This is a genomic window from Caballeronia glathei (assembly GCF_000698595.1).
Classification (GTDB): domain Bacteria; phylum Pseudomonadota; class Gammaproteobacteria; order Burkholderiales; family Burkholderiaceae; genus Caballeronia; species Caballeronia glathei.
In genome coordinates, this window is the sequence record NZ_JFHC01000057.1 from 35,194 (window position 1) to 54,033 (window position 18,840).

Genomic DNA, 18,840 nt, shown 5'->3' on the forward strand with positions numbered 1-18,840 from the left:
CTGAGGATGCGTCGTGCGCGGAGCCGGACAATCGCACGCCCCTCACCCCAAAAACCGGTCAATCACCCCCGCGAGCGTCTCGAATGCCGGCTCGATGTCCTCATCCGGCACGCACGCATAGCCGATCAGCAGCCCGGAACCCGCGTTGTCGCGCCGCGCGAAATACCCCGACAGCGGCCGCACGACGATATTCTCCGCGAGGGCCTCGGACGCCACCGCGCGGTCATCGACGCCATCCGGCAGCCGCAGCACGAGATGCAGCCCCGCATCGCCGCCGACGATCGCGAGCCTGTCGCCGTAACGCTTCGCGATGGTCGCGAGCATCAGCTCGCGTCGCTGCCCGTAGAGCGCGCGCATGCGCCGGATATGCGAGGTGAAGTGCCCTTCCGCGATGAACTCCGCGAGCACCGCCTGCTGCAGCAGTTGCCCTTCGCGATATAGCTCGGCGGATGCCGTCGCGAAACTCGCGGCGAGTGCCTCCGGCACGACGATGTAGCCGATCCGCAACCCCGGAAACAGCGTCTTCCCGAAACTGCCGACGTAGATCACCTGCCCCGCCGTATCGAGCCCCTGCAGCGACGCGAGCGGCCGGCTGCCATAGCGGAATTCGCTGTCGTAGTCGTCCTCGATCACCCAGCAGCGGTGCTGGCGCGCATATTCCAGCAGCATCCGCCGCCGCGCGAGGCTCATCACCATGCCGAGCGGATACTGGTGCGACGGCGTGACGAGCATCAGCTTCGGCGGATTCGCCAGATCGTCCGCCGAGGGCGCGATCCCCTCCTCGTCGACGGGAATCGCCTTCAGGTCGAGCCCCGACACCGTCAGCACGCTCCTCACGCCCCAGTAGCACGGGTCCTCGGTCCAGATCGTGTCGCCGGCGTCTGAGAGCAGCCGCACGGCGAGATCGATCGACTGATGAATACCGGTCGTCACGATGATCTGCTCGGGCGAGCAGCGCACCGAGCGCGACGTGCGCAGATAGTCGGCAAGCGCGTGCCGCAGCGAAGCGAGCCCGCCGCCGGGCGCGTACGTAAGCAGATCGGGCCGCAGACGCCGCCAGTATTTGGCGTGCAGCCGGCTCCAGACACGCGCCGGAAAGCGCGACACGTCCGGCACGCCCGGCATGAACGCGCCGCCCTGGCGCTTCGAGACGCCCGCGCCCTCGATCAGCCGCTCGCCGCGCGCGGAGAGCACGGCGGGCGCCGCTTCGATACGCGCCGGCGCTTCGTCGAAGACGATCTCGTCGGGCGCGCTGTCGGCGACGAACGTGCCGCGCCCCGTCGCCGACGACACATACCCTTCCAGCGCCAGCTGCTCGTACACCTGCGTGACCGTATTGCGCCCCACGCCCAGTTCCGCGGCAAGCAAACGCGACGACGGCACCTTCGTGCCCGCCGGCAGTTCGCGCGACAGGATCGCGTGCTGCAGCAGTCCGTGCAGCTGCCGGTAGATGGGCTGGCCGCTGCCGCGGTCGAGCCGCTGCGCCAGCCAGTCGGACAACACGCTCGCGCGCATCGAATTGGCTCCTATATATTTATTGAAATGGCTCTGAACTTAAGAGCCAAATCTTACTATAGTCGTCATATCAACTCGACTGACCACCGCGCCCCGCGCGAAGGAGATCCCCCCGTGAGCAACAATCTGAAAAACGCCGACCTGCAGGCCCGCAAGAATGCCGCGACGCCGCGCGGCGTTGGCGTGATGTGCGATTTCTACGCGGCGCGCGCCGAGAACGCGGAGCTGTGGGACGTCGAAGGCCGCCGTTTCATCGACTTCGCCGCGGGCATCGCCGTGTGCAATACGGGCCACCGCCATCCGAAGATCGTCGAGGCGATCCGCGCGCAGCTCGACTGCTTCACGCACACCGCGTATCAGATCGTTCCGTACGAGTCTTATGTTTCGCTCGCCGAAAAGATCAGCGCACGCGCCCCCGGCGACCATCCCAAAAAGACGGCGTTTTTCACGACCGGCGCGGAAGCCGTCGAAAACGCGATCAAGATCGCCCGCGCCGCAACCGGCCGCCCGGGCGTGATCGCCTTCACGGGCGGCTTTCACGGCCGCACGCTGATGGGCATGGCGCTCACCGGCAAGGTCGCACCGTACAAGATCGGCTTCGGCCCGTTCCCCTCCGACGTGTTCCACGCGCCGTTCCCGAACCCGCTGCACGGCGTGTCGGTCGAGGATTCGCTGCGCGCCATCGAGCAGCTGTTCAAGGCGGACATCGAAGCGAAGCGCGTCGCCGCAATGATCTTCGAGCCGGTTCAGGGCGAAGGCGGCTTCTATCAGGCGCCGCTGGAATTCGTGCGCGCGCTGCGCAAGATCTGCAACGAGCACGGCATCCTCCTGATCGCGGATGAAGTGCAGACGGGCTTCGCGCGCACCGGCAAGCTCTTCGCGATGCAGCACTACGACGTGATCCCCGACCTGATGACGATCGCGAAGAGCCTCGCGGGCGGCATGCCGCTGTCGGGCGTGGTCGGCCGCGCGGAAATCATGGACGCCGCGGCCCCCGGCGGCCTCGGCGGCACGTACGCGGGCAATCCGCTCGCGGTGGCGTCGGCGCATGCGGTGCTCGACATCATCGACAGCGAGAAGCTCTCCGAGCGCGCCGTCGTGCTCGGCGACAAGCTGAAGGCAAAGCTGAACGCGCTGAAAAGCGAGGTGCCGCAGATCGCCGACGTGCGCGGCCCCGGCGGCATGGTCGCGGTGGAATTCTGCAAGCCGGGCACGAGCGACGGCGACGTCGATTTCACAAAACGCGTGCAGACCCGCGCGCTCGAGCGCGGCCTCCTGCTGCTCGTGTGCGGCGTGTACGGCAACGTCGTGCGCTTCCTGTTTCCGCTCACCATTCAGGACGCCGTTTTCGACGAAGCGCTCGCCATCCTGGAAGATGTCCTGACCGAAACCATCGGCGCAACGGTGTAACCGAGGAGTGTTCTCAATGAATCTGAAAGACCCGGCGCTGCTGCGTCACGAAGCATTCATCGACGGCGAATGGCAAGGTGCCGACGACGGCGCGACATTCGAAGTCGTCGATCCGTCGAACGGCGTCTCGCTCGGGCGCGTGCCGAACATGGGCGCGGCCGAAACGCGCCGCGCGATCGACGCCGCGAACGCCGCCTGGCCCGCCTGGCGCAAGAAGACGGCCAAGGACCGCGCGGCGATCATGCGCCGCTGGTACGAACTGATGATGGAGAACGCCGACGACCTCGCGCTGATCCTCACGACCGAGCAGGGCAAGCCGCTCGCCGAGGCGAAGGGCGAGATCATGTACGCGGCGTCGTTCATCGAGTGGTTCGCGGAGGAAGGCAAGCGCGTTGCCGGCGACACGCTCGCGTCGCCCGCCGCCGACAAGCGCATCGTCGTGACGAAGGAGCCGATCGGCGTGTGCGCCGCGATCACGCCGTGGAACTTCCCGGCCGCGATGATCACCCGCAAGGTCGGCCCGGCGCTCGCGGCGGGCTGCCCGATCGTCGTGAAGCCGGCGGAAGCCACGCCGTTCTCCGCGTTCGCGATGGCGGTGCTCGCCGAGCGCGCGGGCGTGCCGAAGGGCGTGCTGAACATCGTGACCGGCGACCCGAAGGCGATCGGCGGCGAGATGACCGGCAACCCGATCGTGAGGAAGCTGTCGTTCACCGGCTCGACGGCGGTCGGCCGGCTGCTCGCGGCGCAAAGCGCGCCGACGATCAAGAAGGTGTCGCTGGAACTGGGCGGCAACGCGCCGTTCATCGTGTTCGACGACGCCGATCTCGACGCGGCGGTCGAAGGCGCGATCGCGTCGAAGTACCGCAACAGCGGGCAGACCTGCGTGTGCACGAACCGCTTCTTCGTGCACGAGCGCGTGTACGACGCGTTCGCGCAAAAACTCGCGGCGGCGGTCGACAAGCTCAAGGTCGGGCGCGGCACGGAAAGCGGCGTCGCGCTCGGGCCCCTCATCAACGAAGCGGCCGTGCTGAAGGTGGAATCGCATATCGAGGACGCGCTCACGAAGGGCGCGCGGATCGCGACCGGCGGCAAGCGCCACGCGCTCGGTCACGGCTTCTTCGAGCCGACGGTGCTCACCGGCGTCACGCCCGACATGAAAGTCGCGAAGGAAGAGACGTTCGGCCCGCTCGCGCCGATTTTCAGCTTCTCGTCCGACGAGGAAGTCGTGCGTCTCGCGAACGATACGGAATTCGGTCTCGCCGCGTATTTCTACAGCCGCGATATCGGCCGCGTATGGCGTGTGGCGGAAGCGCTGGAATACGGCATGGTCGGCATCAATACCGGCCTGATTTCGAATGAAGTGGCGCCGTTCGGCGGCGTGAAGCAGTCGGGACTCGGCCGCGAAGGCTCGCATTACGGCATCGACGATTATGTCGTGATCAAGTATCTGTGCATGGCGGTTTGAAAGCCGATTAAGTGGTGAAATGAAAAAGGCCTGGCGATTTTCGCCAGGCCTTTTCTTTGCTATTTCGCCGCGCTTTTCGGCGTGACTTCCACCGCTGCCGCAGAAACGAATACCGCATGAATGGTATCGCCGGGCTTGAGGTTTTTGGTGTCCACGTCCGCTGGAATATCGTAGGTGTCCGTGCGCCACGGACCGCGCAGCGTGATCGTGCCGTTCTTGCGATTGATGCTCTGCACGGTCGCGAGAATCTCGACCTGCCGCTCCGATTCGAATCCGGGCACGCCCGACGCGCCGGACACCGGCGTATAAACCGATGTGTCGACGCGCTTGCGGATGCCCTTGTCCGCGCCCGCGACTTTCTGCGCCGTCACGAGCAACGCGCTCTTGTAGAGCACGTCGACCTGATCGCCGATTTTCAGCTCATCGAAGTTCTTCACCTGGTCGCTCACCACCGCGGTGGATATTGCGCCCTTCGCGCCGCGCAGCGTGAGCGTGCGCGTGCCCGCGTCGATTCCGATGATTTGCGCCTGAAGATGAACCGGTTGCGCCGAGCCGGCGATTTTCTGCGCCTGAGTGGCGAGTGACTCGTTCTGCGCGTGAACCGACGTCGTGATCGCCGACGCCGCCAGCATCAAAACCACGCTCCATTTTGCATTCATGCGGCTTTCTCCATGGTTTTCCTCTTTCATTAACCGGCGCAATGAAAGGCCGTACCCAAGATTACGCAGGATTAAATCAGCGACATTTATACCCTGCGCATTTACCGCATGTCCACCTGATACGCTCAATTTCGAAACCCGCAGAAATCGGGTAAATCGTTTCGCACGGGGCAAAATAAACGGGCCGGGTCGGCCGCTCGCCCCGGCGCAATGCCGGGGCAGGCTTTTTGACGAAACGGTAGAATCGGCTCCATCTCCGGCGCGGCGCTGACGCCGCCCGTCTCTTCCTCTTTTCAGGCGCTCTATGCGACGCTCCGCGTTCTTTTTTCGCGTCATCGGCATCGGTATTTTGTTTCACATCTACGTCGGCGTGCGGCTCATTCCGGCCGCGCCCGTTGGCACTCCACTGCGCTCGCTCGCGGTGCTCGCACTGATCGCGTCGGTCCTCCTCATTCCGCTCGGCATGGCCGCGCGCACCATCGAGCCGCAGCCGCTCTCCGACCGCCTCGCCTGGATCGGCCTCATCGCCCTCGGCTTCTTTTCGTCGCTGCTCGTGCTGACCTTCGCACGCGACGTGCTGCTTCTCGTGGTGCATCTGATCGACTGGGCGCGCGGCACGCCGATCGGTTCGCCCACGCTCGTCGCCGACAGCGCGCTTGCGGTGCCCGTGCTTGCGCTGCTCTCATCGGCGATCGGCTTCTACAACGCGCGCCGGCGGGCGCCCGTCGTCACCGTCGACGTGCCGATCGACAACCTCCCCGCGCCGCTCAACGGCTTCACGATCGTGCAGATCAGCGACATCCACGTCGGGCCGACCATCAAGCGCCATTACGTGGAGCGTATCGTCGCGGCGGTCAACGGCCTGAAGCCGGACATGATCGCGGTGACGGGCGATGTCGTCGACGGCGCGGTGGCGCATCTCGCCGACCACACGCGCCCGCTCGGCCAGTTGAGCGCGCGGCACGGCGCGTTTCTCGTGACGGGCAACCACGAGTACTACTCGGGCGCGGACAAGTGGGTTGCGGAATTCCGGCGCCTCGGTCTGACGGTGCTGATGAACCAGCACGTCGTGCTCGATCACGATGGCGCGCGCGCCGTCGTGGCCGGCGTGACCGACTACAACGCGGGCAGCTTCGATCCGTCGCACAAGAGCGATCCCGCGGCCGCCCTGCGGGGCGCCCCCGACGACGCGAAAGTGCGTCTGCTGCTCGCGCACCAGCCGCGCAGCGCGGCGGCCGCCGCCGAAGCGGGCTTCACGCTGCAACTGTCCGGGCATACGCACGGCGGGCAATTCCTGCCGTGGAATTTCTTCGTTCGGCTTCAGCAGCCGTTCGTCTCGGGTCTCGACAGGCTCGACGGACTCTGGATCTATACGAGCCGTGGCACCGGCTACTGGGGACCGCCGAAGCGGCTCGGCGCGCCGTCGGAGATCACGCGTGTGCGGCTGGTGGAAGGCTTGCGGGGCGGCTGAGCGTCGGATCGTCGGATCGACCGCGGAAGCAGAAGGCGGAAGGAGGGAAAGTGTCCATCCGGCTCGCGCCGGATGGACGGGGAAGGACATCGGGAGACGCCGAGGTACGGCGCCCACCCGTGTCCCCGCGCTCGGGGAAGCGCTGCGCCCGGGCTTTGGAGCCTGACCGGGCGCCCTTCGATCGGCGGGAGGGGCACCTGCCAATCGAAGGAAGCCGAACGTTACCGGTATGCGCGTTCGTGCACTACTGGAAAAGTCCGACAAATCACGTTCAGTGGGCAGCCGCGGTCAGAGCGGCGAACTCCACTGCGACACGCGTGCCCGCCGCAATACCGGCAGCCATCAGGGGCTCGCGCACCCGTACGACGAGCTGCCCGCCCTGCGCGTCCTTCAGCGTGATGACGCCCGACCTGTCGTCGGCGCGAACCACTTCGGCGACCGGCGTATTGTTCGCCGCCAGCGCACCCTTCGCGAGGATCGTCAGCGTGACGCCGCGCATCGTGCTGGCCGTCACGCGGGTGCCGTTCGCAAGCCTGTCGAGGTTCGGCACGTCCTGGCCCACCTGCACCGAGCTGATCGCGCCTTGCGCGTCGGCGATCATGACCGTGCGCGTCGCGAGGTTGACCGAGCTGACCGTCCCGCCGATCTGCACCGCCGTCTCGCCCTCGATCCTCGACGCGCCCGGCGCCGCCGACACACCCGGCGACACCACGACCGATGCCGCGACGAGCAGCGCACAACCGAAGAGGGAAAGGAATCTGGATTTCATGGGAATTCTCCTGCGAAACGAAAGGGATGCGCGCGGCGGCTGTCCGGCCGTCCAGAACGCCGCGGCGACGCTGATTGAAACCGAACCGGAGAGTCTGTTTTTCGAGATATCGGCTGTCAATCGCTTAAGTGTCTTTTTAATTGGATTCCTAATTTTGAGACCGCTGATCCGGCTTTCGGGTGGCTTCCGGTGTGCGAGGAGCAGGCGCCGCCCGCAGGTCCGCGTTGCTGTTCCAGATGATTGAGTAGTGAAGGCGCGGGAACAGTAAGACTTGGCTTCGTGCCCATCCCGCGCTTTATCGTGCAGGCTCGCCTGGTACGGCGAGCGCTTGCGGCAGCGCCCCCTTCGGCTCGCGTCTGGACATGGCAGCCCCTGCGTCGGACGCCGGCGCGCCCGAGCCGCCGATCCGAACGAAACGCGACTTCGACCCTGGCTTACCGGACGCGCTCAGCCCCGCCGCCCGTACGGGCGTTCAGCCGGGTTCCACAGCGTTCAGCCGCGCGCGGCGGCGGGCGCCGTCGCGTAGACGCTCTTGTGCGGCACCGTGCCTTCGCGCGGCCACGCCGAGCGGGCGTCGAAGAACCACGCCGCGCGTTCGCGGCCCTTGCGCATCAGCGCATGGATCAGCGCGGGATTGCGGTCGAGCTTCGACGCGTAGTCGAGTGGCCCCGGGTAGTCGCTGCGGTCGAGTTGCATCTCCACGAGCCGCACCGTTATCGGCTTGTAGCGCTCGCCGAGCGACTTGTCCTTCGCGAGCAGCGCGTTGATGCGCGTCGTGAAATACAGCTCCTGCCCGAGCGCGAGATTGCCGGCAAGCTCGTTGCGCCGGTCGACGATCTCGCTCATCGATTCGGGTATCTCCTTGCGCGACTGCGGATTGATCTGGACGACCCAGATCTCGTCGGGGCGCGTGTCCATGTCGAGGTCGGTGAATTCGCGCACGGGCGGATTGCTGCTGAAAAGCCCGTCCCAGCACATCCGGCCGTCGGCCCTCACCGCGCGATAGAGCGGCGGAACGGCCGCCGACGCGATCAGCTGGTCGTGGTCCAGCCGCTCGCCGGGGAACACGACGCGGTCGCCGGTCTCGACATCGGTCGCGCCGACGAAGAGCGTCGGCTTCGCGCGGCTCGCCGGGTCGGCGGGCAGTGCGGAAAGCGGCAGGTGCTTGTCGAGCAGCTGCCGCAACCGCTCCTCCGCGAGCGGCGGATACAAATACGGGCTGATCTCGGCCGTCACCGGAAAACGCGCGACGAACGTGCCGAGCGCGTTCGCGACGATGTCCGGGGCGTCGCGCGCCTCGAGGTCCGTCCAGAAGCCCTCGAGGCGCCGGATGGCATCGGCCGGACCGCCGATCAGAAGGCCCGCCCACGCGAGCGCGCTGCACATCGCGCCGCCCGAAGTGCCGCTCAGCGCGACGAGCTGAAAGCGGCTCACCATCTCGTCGCTCAGAAGACGCTGGAGAACGCCCGAGGCGAACGCGGCGTGGCTCCCGCCGCCCTGGCATGCGATCGCTACCTTGGGAATCGTCGCCATGTTTTCCTCTAAAGAATGGATGGACGCTCGATGAAGCATAGGAGATGCGGGCGCCGTCGCCGGCCGCGGGCGGTGTCCGCGTTTTCCCCTAGCGATCGCGCATTGACTTTCAGTGCTGCGGAAATCAAACTTCTCGCAACTGTGATCACACATCACAAATCTCGGTTACAAAGGAATTCACCCGTGGCAATCCGTTCCGTTCCCCGCGCCATGCCGCCACTGGAAGCCGTCGCTCACGAGACCATGGCCGCCAAGCTGTACCAGCAACTGCGCGAGGCGATCATGAGCGGCCGTTTCGCGCCTGGCCAGCCGCTCAGCCTGCGCGGCGTCGCGGAGGCGGTCGGTTCGTCGACGATGCCGGTGCGCGGCGCGCTCACGCGGCTGCAGGCCGAAGGCGCGCTGGTCGACGGCCCGGGGCGCGCGCTGATGGTCCCGCCGATGACGCTCGAGCTGATCGAGGAGCTGCGCGACGTGCGCGTCGCGATCGAGGGCTGCGTGGCGGCGCGCGCCGCGGCGCGGATGACCGACGCGCATCTGAGCGCCGTCCAGCAGATCCACGACGTGATGGACGCACACGCCGAGGCAGGCGACGCCGCCGCGTACCTGCGCAGCAACTTCGCGTTCCACACGAGCATTTACACGCACGGCGCGAGCGAACTCACGCTCGCGACGATCCAGAACATGTGGATGCGCATCGGGCCGTTTCTCAACATGGTCGCGCCCGATATCGCGCACATGCGGCGCTCGATGGCCGCGCACCGCAAGATCGTCGACGCGCTGTGGCGCCGCGACGGCGCGGCGGTGCGCGCGGGCATCGCGCAGGACATCGGCGACGCAGCCGAAGCGCTCGCCGGGCGCCTGCGCGCGCCGCAAGACATCACGCTCGGAGAGGCGTGCCGCTGACCCGCGGCGCGCCTGTCCGGACACCCGAAGATCAACAGGAGGAACACTCATGGATGCACTGAAACTTCTCACTCCCCGCGCCGGCTTGCGCGTGCTCGTCACGGGCGGCGCGTCGGGCATCGGCCTGGCGATCGCGAAGGCATTCGTCGCGACGGGCGCCCGCGTGCACGTGTGCGACGTCGACGGCCGCGCGATCGACGCGCTCGCAACCGAAACGCCCGCGATCACCGGCACGCGTGCCAATGTCGCCGACCAGGCCGACGTCGCGCGCGTCTTCGACGACCTGCAGCGCGAGCTCGGCGGCCTCGACGTGCTGATCAACAACGCGGGCATCGCCGGCCCGACGGGCGGCATCGATGCGATCGAGGCGTCCGAGTGGGAAAAGACCGTTTCGGTCAACCTGAACAGCCACTTCTATTTCTCGCGGCTGGCCGTGCCGCTCCTGCGCCAGGCGCCCGACGGCGGCGTGATCGTGTTCATCTCGTCGGTGGCGGGACGCCTCGGCTATGGCTTTCGCACGCCGTACTCGGCCACCAAATGGGCGGTCGTCGGACTGGCGAAAAGCCTCGCGATCGAACTCGGACCCGACAACATCCGCGTCAACGCGGTGCAGCCGGGCATCGTCAAGGGGCCGCGCATGGAAGGCGTCATCGCGGCCCGCGCGAAGCAGCTCGGCCTCACCTACGAGGAGATGGAAGCACGTTATCTCGAAAAAATCTCGCTGCGCCGCATGGTCACGCAGGACGAAGTCGCCGCGAGCGTGCTGTTCCTGAGTTCGCCCGCGGGCAGCGCGATCTCGGGGCAGGCGCTGTCGGTGTGCGGCAACGTCGAGACGCTCTGAATTTCCCTCATCCCGATCACGGACAAGACCATCATGGCAAAGACCCGCAAGGTCATCATCACGTGCGCGCCGACCGGCGCGATCCATACGCCGTCCATGTCGCCGTACCTGCCGGTGACACCCGACGAGATCGCGAACGCCGCGCTCGCGGCGGCCCGCGAAGGCGCGGCGATTCTCCACCTGCACGCGCGCCACCCCGAAGACGGCCGCCCGACGCAGGACCCCGCCGTGTTCGAACGCTTCCTGCCGCGCATCAAGGAGCAAACCGACGCCGTGATCAACCTCACGACGGGCGGCAGCCCGCATATGACGGTCGCGGAGCGCCTGAAGCCCGCACATCATTTCCAGCCGGAAGTGGCGTCGCTGAACATGGGGTCGATGAACTTCGGCCTCTATCCGATGCTCGACCGCTTCACGGAACTCAAGCACGACTGGGAACGCCAGCATCTGGCAAACAGCCGCGATCTCGTCTTCAAGAACACGTTCGCCGACGTCGAATACATCCTGACCTCGTGCGGCGCGAACGGCACGCGCTTCGAGTTCGAGTGCTATGACATCTCGCACCTGTACAACCTCGCGCACTTCGTCGATCGAGGCCTCGCCAAGGCGCCCTTCTTCGTGCAGAGCGTGTTCGGGCTGCTCGGCGGCATCGGCGCGCATCCGGAGGACCTCGCGCACATGAAGCGCACCGCCGACCGCCTGTTCGGCAGCGACTACGTGTGGTCGATCCTCGGCGCGGGACGCAACCAGATTCCGCTCGCCACGATGGGCGTCGCGCAGGGCTCGAACGCGCGCGTGGGTCTCGAAGACTCGCTGTGGATCGGGCCGGGCAAGCTCGCCGAATCGAGCGCGGCGCAGGTGAAGAAGATCCGGCAGGTGATCGAGGGGCTGTCGCTGGAAATCGCGACGCCGCAGGAGGCACGCGCGATGCTCGAGCTGAAGGGCGGCGACAACGTCGCGTTCTGACGCGCGCGGCCCGACCCTTTTTTTGCGCGGCTGGCCTCATCGGCGAGCCGCGCCTTCCAGACATACAAAAACATAATCTCAGGAGACGACATCCCATGCAGTTCAACTCACCTGTTGACGTCGATACAGCGACGGCACCGAAGCGCCTGGCAGGCTCGCATCAAGCCGCGGCGGGACACGCGCCCGCCGCTGCCGGCAGATTGCCGGCCTTCAACTAATCGCGCCGGCCAGCGGCCGCACCGACCAATCCCGGGAGTATCCATGTCAACTCGCAACATGCAACCACCGCGCGCGCAGACGCCCGCGCAGCAGGCGTCGCTCAACAAGCTGCTGATCGCGAAGCTGATGCCGCTGCTCGTGATCGTGTACGTGATCAGCTTCCTCGACCGCACGAACATCGCGCTCGCGAAGCACTCGATGGGCATCGACCTCGGCCTGTCCTCCGCCGCCTACGGGCTCGGTGCAGGCCTTTTCTTCCTCACCTACGCGCTCTTCGAAATCCCGAGCAACCTGGTCATGCACAAGGTGGGCGCGCGCTTCTGGATCACGCGCATCATGATTACGTGGGGGCTGCTCTCCATCGGCATGGCGTTCGTGACGGGCGAGACCTCGTTCTATGTCATGCGCCTGCTGCTCGGCGCGGCCGAAGCCGGCCTCTTTCCGGGCGTGATGCTGTATCTGACCTACTGGTTCGGCCGCGAGGAACGCGCCCGCGCGACCGGCTTTTTCCTGCTCGGCGTGTGCATTGCGAATATCCTCGGCGGGCCGCTCGGCGGCGCGCTGCTCGAACTCGACGGCGCACTCGGCTTTCACGGCTGGCAGTGGCTCTTCGTGATCGAAGGCCTGCCCGCGGTGCTCCTCGCCTACGTCGTCTGGAAGGTGCTGCCGGACCGCCCGACCAAGGCGCCGTGGCTCGCACGCGACGAGGCCGAAGCGCTCGAACGCCGCCTCGCCGCCGAGCAGGACGGCCAGGGCGGACACGGCGCGGGCAAAAGCGCGCATTCGTTCCGCACGTGCCTCGCCGACCGTCAGGTGTGGCTCGCGATTCTCGTGTACTTCTGCCACCAGCTCACGATCTACACGGTGATCTTCTTCCTGCCGGGCATCATCGGCGCGTCGGGCCACTTCTCGCCGTTCACCATCGGCCTGCTGAGCGCGACACCGTGGATCGCCGCCGCGATCGGCGCAGCGACGCTGCCGCGCTTCGCGAGCGACTCGGCGCGCAGCCGGCGCCTGCTCGTCGGCGGGCTCGTTGTGATGGCGTCGGGCCTCGTGGTGGCGGCCTATTCGACGCCCGTGATCGGCCTTCTGGGCGTGTGCCTGTCGGCGTCGATGTTCTTCGTCGTGCAGTCGATCATCTTCACTTTCCCGTCCTCGCGCCTCTCGGGCAGCGCGCTCGCGGGCGGCCTCGGGCTCGTGAACTCGTGCGGGCTGCTCGGCGGCTTCGTCGGACCGACCGTCATGGGCCTGATCGAGCAATCGACCGGCCGCGCGATGAACGGGCTCGTGCTGCTCGCGGCGGCGCTCGTCGTCGCGGCGATCTGCAGCCTGCGGCTGCGCCACGGCGCCGAGGACCGCGAAGCGGCGGCCGACACGCCGGCCGCACACAAGGCGATCTGAGGCAGGAAGCGGCAGGAAGGCAGCAGGAAAGCGGCGCGCGCCACGCGCGCCGCGCTCATTCGAGCGCCGCGACAACCTGCGCGGTCGAGCGGATGCGCCCGATGCGCGGAAACACATAGCGGAACGTGGATTCGTGCGTGTCGGCGTGCAGGTCGCTCATCGCATCCTCGACGAAGATCTGCTGGTAGCCGTGCTCGTAGGCTGCGCGTGCAGTCGATTCGACACCGATATGCGTCGCGATCCCGCCCAGCACGATCGTGTCGATCCCCCGCCGGCGCAGTTGCAAGTCGAGCTCGGTGCCGTAGAAGGCGCCCCACTGCCGCTTCGTGATCACGATGTCCGACGGCTGCACCGCCAGCTCCGGACACAGCTCGCTCCATCCCGCGGGCTCGCTTGCGAGCGGCGCCTGCCCGGCCTCGGTGATCGGCCGCATGCCGCCGGGCGCGGCGGGATAAGCCACCTTGACCAGCACCACGAGCGCATCGAGCGCCCTGAAACGATCCGCGAGCGCGCGAGCGTTGGCGAGCACGTCCGCGGCGCTGTTCGGCTGCACCGGCAGCGCGGTGATTCCCGCCTGGAGGTCGATCAGCACGAGGGCGGTGGAGCGGCTCTGAAGCTTGAAATCGGCGTTGTTCATTGGACGATCCCGCGGGTGTGAAAGGTCGGTCACGTTGCCGGCTATTGCGCGAGTCCGGTGACGAGCACCGGCTTTTCGCGATACAGGTCCGGAAACATGCGCTTCAGGTTCTCGATCTTCGGAAGATCGTATGTCGCGATATACGGCGAATCCGGATGCAGCGTCAGGTAATTCTGGTGATAGCCCTCGGCGGGATAGAACGCCTTGAGCGAATCCGTCTTCGTCACGATCGGCGCCGGGAACGCACGCGACTTGTCGAGCTGCGCGATATAGCTCTGCGCGACGCGCATCTGCGTGGCGTTCGCCGCGAAGATCGCCGACCGGTACTGCGTGCCGTGATCCGGCCCCTGGCGGTTCAGCTCGGTCGGGTCGTGCGCGACCGAGAAGTAGACCTGAAGCAGCCGGCCGTAGGTGATCTGGCCCGGATCGTAGGTGATCTGCACGGATTCCGCGTGACCGGTGCGCCCGCCGCTGACGGTATCGTAGTTCGCCGTTCCGGGCTCGCCGCCCGAATAGCCGGAGACCACGCGGGTCACGCCACGCACATGCTGGAAGACGCCCTGCACGCCCCAGAAGCACCCGCCGGCGAGCACCGCCGTTTGCGTGTGCGCGCCGGAGGCCGGTTCGTCGACGGCGGGCGGCGCGATCGCGACCGGCGCCTCGGAAGACAGCGCCGCGCGCTGCGAAAACAGCAGGGCGGCGGCGCACAACGCGGCCGACGCGAACATGACGGCGCGGCGCATGCGCGTCGCCTTACCGGCCGGTCGATCTGAAATGTTCATGATGGTGGTCCCGGATACGGGCGCCGCCTCGCCCGGAGCGCGGCGGCGCGATGGAGTGTCATGCAGCTTCGTGCGGCATTACGCGGACTCCGGCGTGAAGACGAGCGCGACGCCGTTCATGCAGTAGCGCAGGCCGGTGGGTTTTGGTCCGTCGTCGAACACGTGCCCGAGATGGCCGCCGCAGCGGCGGCAGTGCACTTCGTTGCGCTCCATGCCGAACGACGCGTCCGCGTGGGTCGCGATGGCGCCGTCGAGCGGCTGCCAGAAGCTCGGCCAGCCGGTATGGCTTTCGAACTTCGTCTTCGACGAAAACAGGTCCAGCCCGCATCCGGCGCAGGCGAACATGCCCGCGCGATGCTCCGCATTGAGCGGGCTGCTGTACGGCCGCTCCGTACCCTCGCCGCGCAGCACGCGATATTGCGCCGGCGTGAGCAGCTTGTGCCATTCGGCGTCGCTGTGGCTGATTTCGAACGAAGGGGCATCCGCGGCGCGCGCCGTGCCCGCGCCGCTCCCGCGCCACGCGACGGCGCCCGCCACGCTCGCCGCGATCGCGCCGAGAAAACTGCGTTTCGTGCCTTTCATCATGCTCATCCAGAAGGACCCCACGCGTGCCGCCGTTCCGTTCGCCTTCACTCGATCCCGGTGTGCCGGCTGCCGCAAACCGACGCAAACCGACGCAAACAATCGAAGCCCGCTACGATTTGAGTCGATAACCGGTCTTAAAGATCCACGCAACGATGGCGATAAATAGTCCGAGGAATACGAGCGTCATCGCGAGGCTTACGCCGACGTCCACGTCCGCGAGTCCGTAGAAGCTCCACCGGAAGCCGCTGATCAGGTAGACGACAGGATTGAACAGCGCGACCGTCTTCCAGAACGGCGGCAGGATGTCGATGGAATAGAAGCTGCCGCCGAGAAACGTGAGCGGCGTGACGATCAGGAGCGGAATCACCTGCAGCTTCTCGAAGCCGTCCGCCCAGATGCCGATGATGAAGCCGAGCAGGCTGAACGTCACCGCCGTGAGCAGCAGGAACACGATCATCCAGACCGGATGGTCGATGCGAAGCGGCACAAAGAGACGCGCCGTGATGAGGATGATCACCCCGAGAATCACCGATTTCGTCGCCGCCGCGCCCACGTAGCTCACGACGATCTCCAGATACGAGATCGGCGCGGACAGCAGCTCGTAGATCGTCCCCGTGAACTTCGGGAAATAGATGCCGAAGGAGGCGTTCGAGATGCTTTGCGTGAGCAGCGACAGCATGACGAGCCCCGGCACGATGAACGCGCCGTAGCTGATGCCTTCGATGTGCGGAATGCGCGAGCCGATCGCCGCGCCGAACACGACGAAATAGAGCGACGTGGAAATGACCGGCGACACGATGCTCTGCATCAGAGTGCGCCCGGTGCGCGCCATTTCGAAGCGGTAGATCGCCCGCACTGCGTGCAGATTCATTTCGCCTCCCTTACAAGACTCACGAAGATGTCTTCGAGCGAACTTTGCGTCGTCTGAAGATCCTTGAACTTCACGCCGGCTTCGTCGAGGTGGCGCAACAGCGCGATGATGCGGCCGGGCTCGTCGCTCGCGTCGTAGGTGTAGGTCAGCTCGGTGCCTTCGGCGGACAGTTCGAGGCCGTAGGGCCCGAGCGCGGCGGGAATGCGCTCGAGCGCATGATCGAGTTGCAGCACGAGCTGCTTCTTGCCGAGCTTGCGCATCAGCTCCGCCTTTTCCTCGACCAGGATGATCTCGCCGCCGGTGATCACGCCGATGCGGTCGGCCATTTCCTCCGCCTCGTCGATGTAGTGCGTCGTCAGGATGATCGTCACGCCGCTCGCCTTCAGCGAGCGCACGAGCTGCCACATGTCGCGCCGCAGTTCGACGTCGACGCCCGCGGTGGGCTCGTCCAGAAAGAGAATGTCGGGCTCGTGCGAGAGCGCCTTCGCGATCAGCACGCGCCGCTTCATGCCGCCCGACAGCGTGATGATGCGGTTGTCCTTCTTGCCCCAGAGCGACAACGCCCGGAGCACCTTCTCGATGTGCGCCGGGTTCGGCGGCTTGCCGAACAGGCCGCGGCTGAACGACACGGTCGCCCAGACGGTTTCGAAGGCGTCGGTGGTGAGTTCCTGCGGCACGAGGCCGATCATCGCGCGGGCGGCGCGATAATCCGTGACGATATCGTGACCGTTCACGAGCACGCGGCCGGCGCTCGGCCGCACGATCCCGCAGATGGTGCTGATCAGCGTGGTCTTGCCCGCCCCGTTCGGCCCGAGCAGCGCGAAGATCTCGCCGCGCCTGATTTCAAGGTCGATGCCTTTCAGCGCCTGAAATCCGGACGCGTAGGTCTTGCCGAGATTCGATACGGTAATGATTGTTTGCATGGCGTGGACGATATCAGATACCGTCCAAATCGGCTCGACCGGCCGCGCGCGTGTCTACAATGGCGCGATACCACGGAATGCCGGGAGCCGCGCCATGCTGTTCGAACAGATAGAAACCGCCTGCATCAACGACGACGAGATCCCCTGGGTCCCGTTCACGCCTTACAGCGAGAAGGTGTTCGTCAAGTATTTCAAGCTCGACCCCGTCCGCGGCGAGACCATCGCGCTGCTCAGGGCACCCGCCGCCGGGCAGATGCCGGTCCATCATCACACCGGCACCGTGATCGTCTACACCGTCCAGGGGCAATGGAAGTACCTGGAGCACGGCTGGGTGGCGCGCAAGGGCAGCGTGGTCTACGAGGTGGCCGGATCGACCCACACGCCCCAGGCGATCCCGGGCGACGAGGACATCGTCACGCTGAATATCATCCAGGGAGAACTGCTCTTCATGAACGAGGCGCGGCAGGTGATCGCGATCGAGAACTGGCGCAGCGGCTGGGAGCGCTATGCGGCGTACTGCAAGGCGAACGGCCTCGAACCGCGCGACCTGACGGCGTTCGCGTAACTCCCGCCGCAGGCGGCCGGCCGCGGCCCCGCGCGGACACTATGACAAAATAGGCCACACCGCGGCCCTTCCTCGCTCAAGCCTTGAACGCCCTTTCCGCCACCGTTCCCATCTCGGTCGTCAACGGTTTCCTGTCCGGCGCCGACCGTCGCGCGATCGCGCGGCTCGCCGAGCGCTCGGGCATTCCGCACGAATTGCTGCGCAAGCCGGGCGCGCGCGTGACACAGGAGCAGTTCTCGACGCTCTATCGCCTGCTCGCGATGGAACTCGACGACGAGATGCCCGGCATCTTCAGCCGCCCGCTGCGCAACGGCACGCTCAAATATCTGTGCCTGAGCCTCATCGATGCGTCGAAGCTCGAAGTCGCGCTGCACCGCTTCGGCCAGTTCTTCCACCTGATCCTCGACGACTTCAGGCTCCAGTCGCACCGCGAAGGCGCGCTGGGCTACGTCGAAGTCGTCGGGAATCCGCGCGGCCCGGCGCCCAGCATGCTCGGGCGCGAACTGATGCTAAAGCTCGTGCACGGCGTGGCGTCGTGGCTCATCGGGCAGAAGATTCCGCTCGTGGAGGTGGACTTCGATTTCGCTCGTCCTCCGCAGGCGAACGACCATCTCCACCTGTTCCCCGGGCCGGTGCGCTTTTCCTGCGATGCCACCCGCATCGGCTTCGACGCGGCCTATCTCGAAATGCCCGTCAGGCAGCGCAAGTCCGACCTGAAAAAATTCCTGTCGCGTGCGCCCGAAGACTGGATCTTCGTATCGTTCGCCGAACAGCTGACCTGCCATCGTGTGAGGCAATACGTCGCGGATTGCCTGCCGGCCATGCCGCCCATCGCCACCGTCGCACAGGCGCTGCACTACTCCGTGCGCACGCTGTGCAGGCGGCTCGCCGCCGAAGACACGACGTTCCAGGCCATCAAGGACGAAGTGCGGCGCGACATCGCGATCCAGCGGCTCACGCGCTCGGACGACGCCATCGCGGCGATCGCCTATGAAGTGGGGTTCGACAACCCGACCGCATTTCATCGCGCGTTCCGGCACTGGACCGGCAGCACGCCCAACGCGTACCGCAAGACGATGTGAGCTTCCCGACTGACAGATCCTGCCAGCCGGGAAGCTGACGGCACACGGCCCCACGGTGTGAAAAGCGGCAGCTTTTGTCAATGAAAAGGCAGATTCGGATATCCGGTAGCGCGCCGCGTGGCGCTACGATCGCTCATCCGATGTGCGCTGCACGATGAACTGGCGAGTTCTCGCGGCGCGCGGCCTATCAGGGAGACACAAAAATGAGCTACACGGCACCGGTCAAGGACATGCTGTTCGCGA

At 66.3% G+C, this 18,840-nt stretch carries 19 protein-coding genes; 10 read left to right on the top strand and 9 right to left on the bottom strand.

Annotated features, from left to right (window positions below; translation table 11 throughout):
- Positions 1-42 precede the first annotated feature (42 nt).
- On the bottom strand, positions 43-1,515 hold the full coding sequence (pdxR, locus tag BG61_RS28110; RefSeq protein ID WP_035937018.1) for a MocR-like pyridoxine biosynthesis transcription factor PdxR: 1,473 nt from the start codon (positions 1,513-1,515) through the stop codon (positions 43-45).
- 126 nt (positions 1,516-1,641) lie between these two features.
- On the opposite strand from pdxR, the gene gabT reads away from it, so the two are divergent.
- On the top strand, positions 1,642-2,925 hold the full coding sequence (gabT, locus tag BG61_RS28115; RefSeq protein WP_035937149.1) for a 4-aminobutyrate--2-oxoglutarate transaminase: 1,284 nt from the start codon (positions 1,642-1,644) through the stop codon (positions 2,923-2,925).
- A gap of 16 nt (positions 2,926-2,941) precedes the next feature.
- Positions 2,942-4,390 (top strand): NAD-dependent succinate-semialdehyde dehydrogenase, encoded by a 1,449-nt coding sequence (locus tag BG61_RS28120; RefSeq protein ID WP_035937015.1) that lies wholly within the window; start codon positions 2,942-2,944, stop codon positions 4,388-4,390.
- A 59-nt stretch (positions 4,391-4,449) separates the two neighbouring features.
- Here the strand turns inward: BG61_RS28120 and BG61_RS44170 are convergent, their stop codons facing one another.
- A complete protein-coding gene (locus tag BG61_RS44170) occupies positions 4,450-5,391 on the bottom strand; it encodes a copper-binding protein (protein ID WP_232256366.1) in 942 nt (313 codons plus the stop codon).
- Here BG61_RS44170 and BG61_RS28130 point away from each other — a divergent pair.
- Positions 5,354-6,520, top strand: a complete 1,167-nt coding sequence (locus BG61_RS28130) for a metallophosphoesterase (protein WP_035937013.1) — start codon at positions 5,354-5,356, stop codon at positions 6,518-6,520. The two genes, BG61_RS44170 and BG61_RS28130, sit on opposite strands and share 38 nt — an antisense overlap.
- Positions 6,521-6,791: 271 nt before the next feature.
- Here BG61_RS28130 and BG61_RS28135 read toward each other — a convergent pair whose 3' ends face one another.
- On the bottom strand, positions 6,792-7,289 hold the full coding sequence (locus BG61_RS28135) for a hypothetical protein (protein WP_035937010.1): 498 nt from the start codon (positions 7,287-7,289) through the stop codon (positions 6,792-6,794).
- Between BG61_RS28135 and BG61_RS28140 the strand changes: the two genes are divergently transcribed.
- Positions 7,288-7,533, top strand: coding sequence for a hypothetical protein (locus BG61_RS28140; RefSeq protein ID WP_035942486.1), 246 nt, complete (start codon positions 7,288-7,290; stop codon positions 7,531-7,533). The genes BG61_RS28135 and BG61_RS28140 overlap by 2 nt on opposite strands.
- A 248-nt stretch (positions 7,534-7,781) precedes the next feature.
- On the opposite strand, the gene BG61_RS28145 is transcribed toward BG61_RS28140, so the two are convergent.
- Positions 7,782-8,822 (bottom strand): patatin-like phospholipase family protein, encoded by a 1,041-nt coding sequence (locus BG61_RS28145; protein WP_035937008.1) that lies wholly within the window; start codon positions 8,820-8,822, stop codon positions 7,782-7,784.
- A 210-nt stretch (positions 8,823-9,032) separates the two neighbouring features.
- On the opposite strand from BG61_RS28145, the gene BG61_RS28150 reads away from it, so the two are divergent.
- The 4 genes from BG61_RS28150 to BG61_RS28165 all read left to right on the top strand — a co-directional run bounded on the left by BG61_RS28150 (position 9,033) and on the right by BG61_RS28165 (position 13,152).
- On the top strand, positions 9,033-9,725 hold the full coding sequence (locus tag BG61_RS28150) for a GntR family transcriptional regulator (protein WP_035937005.1): 693 nt from the start codon (positions 9,033-9,035) through the stop codon (positions 9,723-9,725).
- 49 nt (positions 9,726-9,774) lie between these two features.
- Positions 9,775-10,566 carry an SDR family oxidoreductase gene (locus BG61_RS28155; protein ID WP_035937003.1) on the top strand — a complete coding sequence of 264 codons (792 nt, stop codon included), beginning with the start codon at positions 9,775-9,777 and terminating at the stop codon, positions 10,564-10,566.
- Positions 10,567-10,599: 33 nt separating this feature from the next.
- Positions 10,600-11,532 carry a 3,5-dioxohexanoate:acetyl-CoA acetone transferase gene (gene kce, locus BG61_RS28160; protein ID WP_035937001.1) on the top strand — a complete coding sequence of 311 codons (933 nt, stop codon included), beginning with the start codon at positions 10,600-10,602 and terminating at the stop codon, positions 11,530-11,532.
- 261 nt (positions 11,533-11,793) lie between these two features.
- Entirely contained in the window at positions 11,794-13,152 is a 1,359-nt protein-coding gene (locus tag BG61_RS28165) for an MFS transporter (protein WP_035936998.1), read from the top strand.
- 55 nt (positions 13,153-13,207) lie between these two features.
- On the opposite strand, the gene BG61_RS28170 is transcribed toward BG61_RS28165, so the two are convergent.
- The 5 genes from BG61_RS28170 to BG61_RS28190 form a co-directional block, all read right to left on the bottom strand.
- The gene (locus BG61_RS28170; protein ID WP_035936997.1) at positions 13,208-13,789 is read right to left on the bottom strand and encodes a hydrolase; all 582 of its coding nucleotides are present in this window, start codon (positions 13,787-13,789) and stop codon (positions 13,208-13,210) included.
- 41 nt (positions 13,790-13,830) lie between these two features.
- Positions 13,831-14,532, bottom strand: a complete 702-nt coding sequence (gene msrA, locus BG61_RS28175) for a peptide-methionine (S)-S-oxide reductase MsrA (protein WP_051672824.1) — start codon at positions 14,530-14,532, stop codon at positions 13,831-13,833.
- Positions 14,533-14,649: 117 nt separating this feature from the next.
- On the bottom strand, positions 14,650-15,153 hold the full coding sequence (msrB, locus tag BG61_RS28180) for a peptide-methionine (R)-S-oxide reductase MsrB (RefSeq protein ID WP_035937144.1): 504 nt from the start codon (positions 15,151-15,153) through the stop codon (positions 14,650-14,652).
- Positions 15,154-15,265: 112 nt separating this feature from the next.
- Positions 15,266-16,027 carry an ABC transporter permease gene (locus tag BG61_RS28185; RefSeq protein ID WP_035936992.1) on the bottom strand — a complete coding sequence of 254 codons (762 nt, stop codon included), beginning with the start codon at positions 16,025-16,027 and terminating at the stop codon, positions 15,266-15,268.
- A complete protein-coding gene (locus BG61_RS28190; RefSeq protein ID WP_035936990.1) occupies positions 16,024-16,950 on the bottom strand; it encodes an ABC transporter ATP-binding protein in 927 nt (308 codons plus the stop codon). The genes BG61_RS28185 and BG61_RS28190 overlap by 4 nt, the downstream gene beginning before the upstream one ends.
- Positions 16,951-17,044: 94 nt before the next feature.
- Here BG61_RS28190 and BG61_RS28195 point away from each other — a divergent pair, with 94 nt between their 5' ends.
- Together BG61_RS28195 and BG61_RS28200 are read left to right on the top strand one after the other, a co-directional pair.
- Positions 17,045-17,515, top strand: a complete 471-nt coding sequence (locus tag BG61_RS28195) for a 2,4'-dihydroxyacetophenone dioxygenase family protein (protein ID WP_035937143.1) — start codon at positions 17,045-17,047, stop codon at positions 17,513-17,515.
- A 110-nt stretch (positions 17,516-17,625) separates the two neighbouring features.
- Positions 17,626-18,597 (top strand): AraC family transcriptional regulator, encoded by a 972-nt coding sequence (locus BG61_RS28200; protein ID WP_035937140.1) that lies wholly within the window; start codon positions 17,626-17,628, stop codon positions 18,595-18,597.
- Positions 18,598-18,840 lie beyond the last annotated feature (243 nt).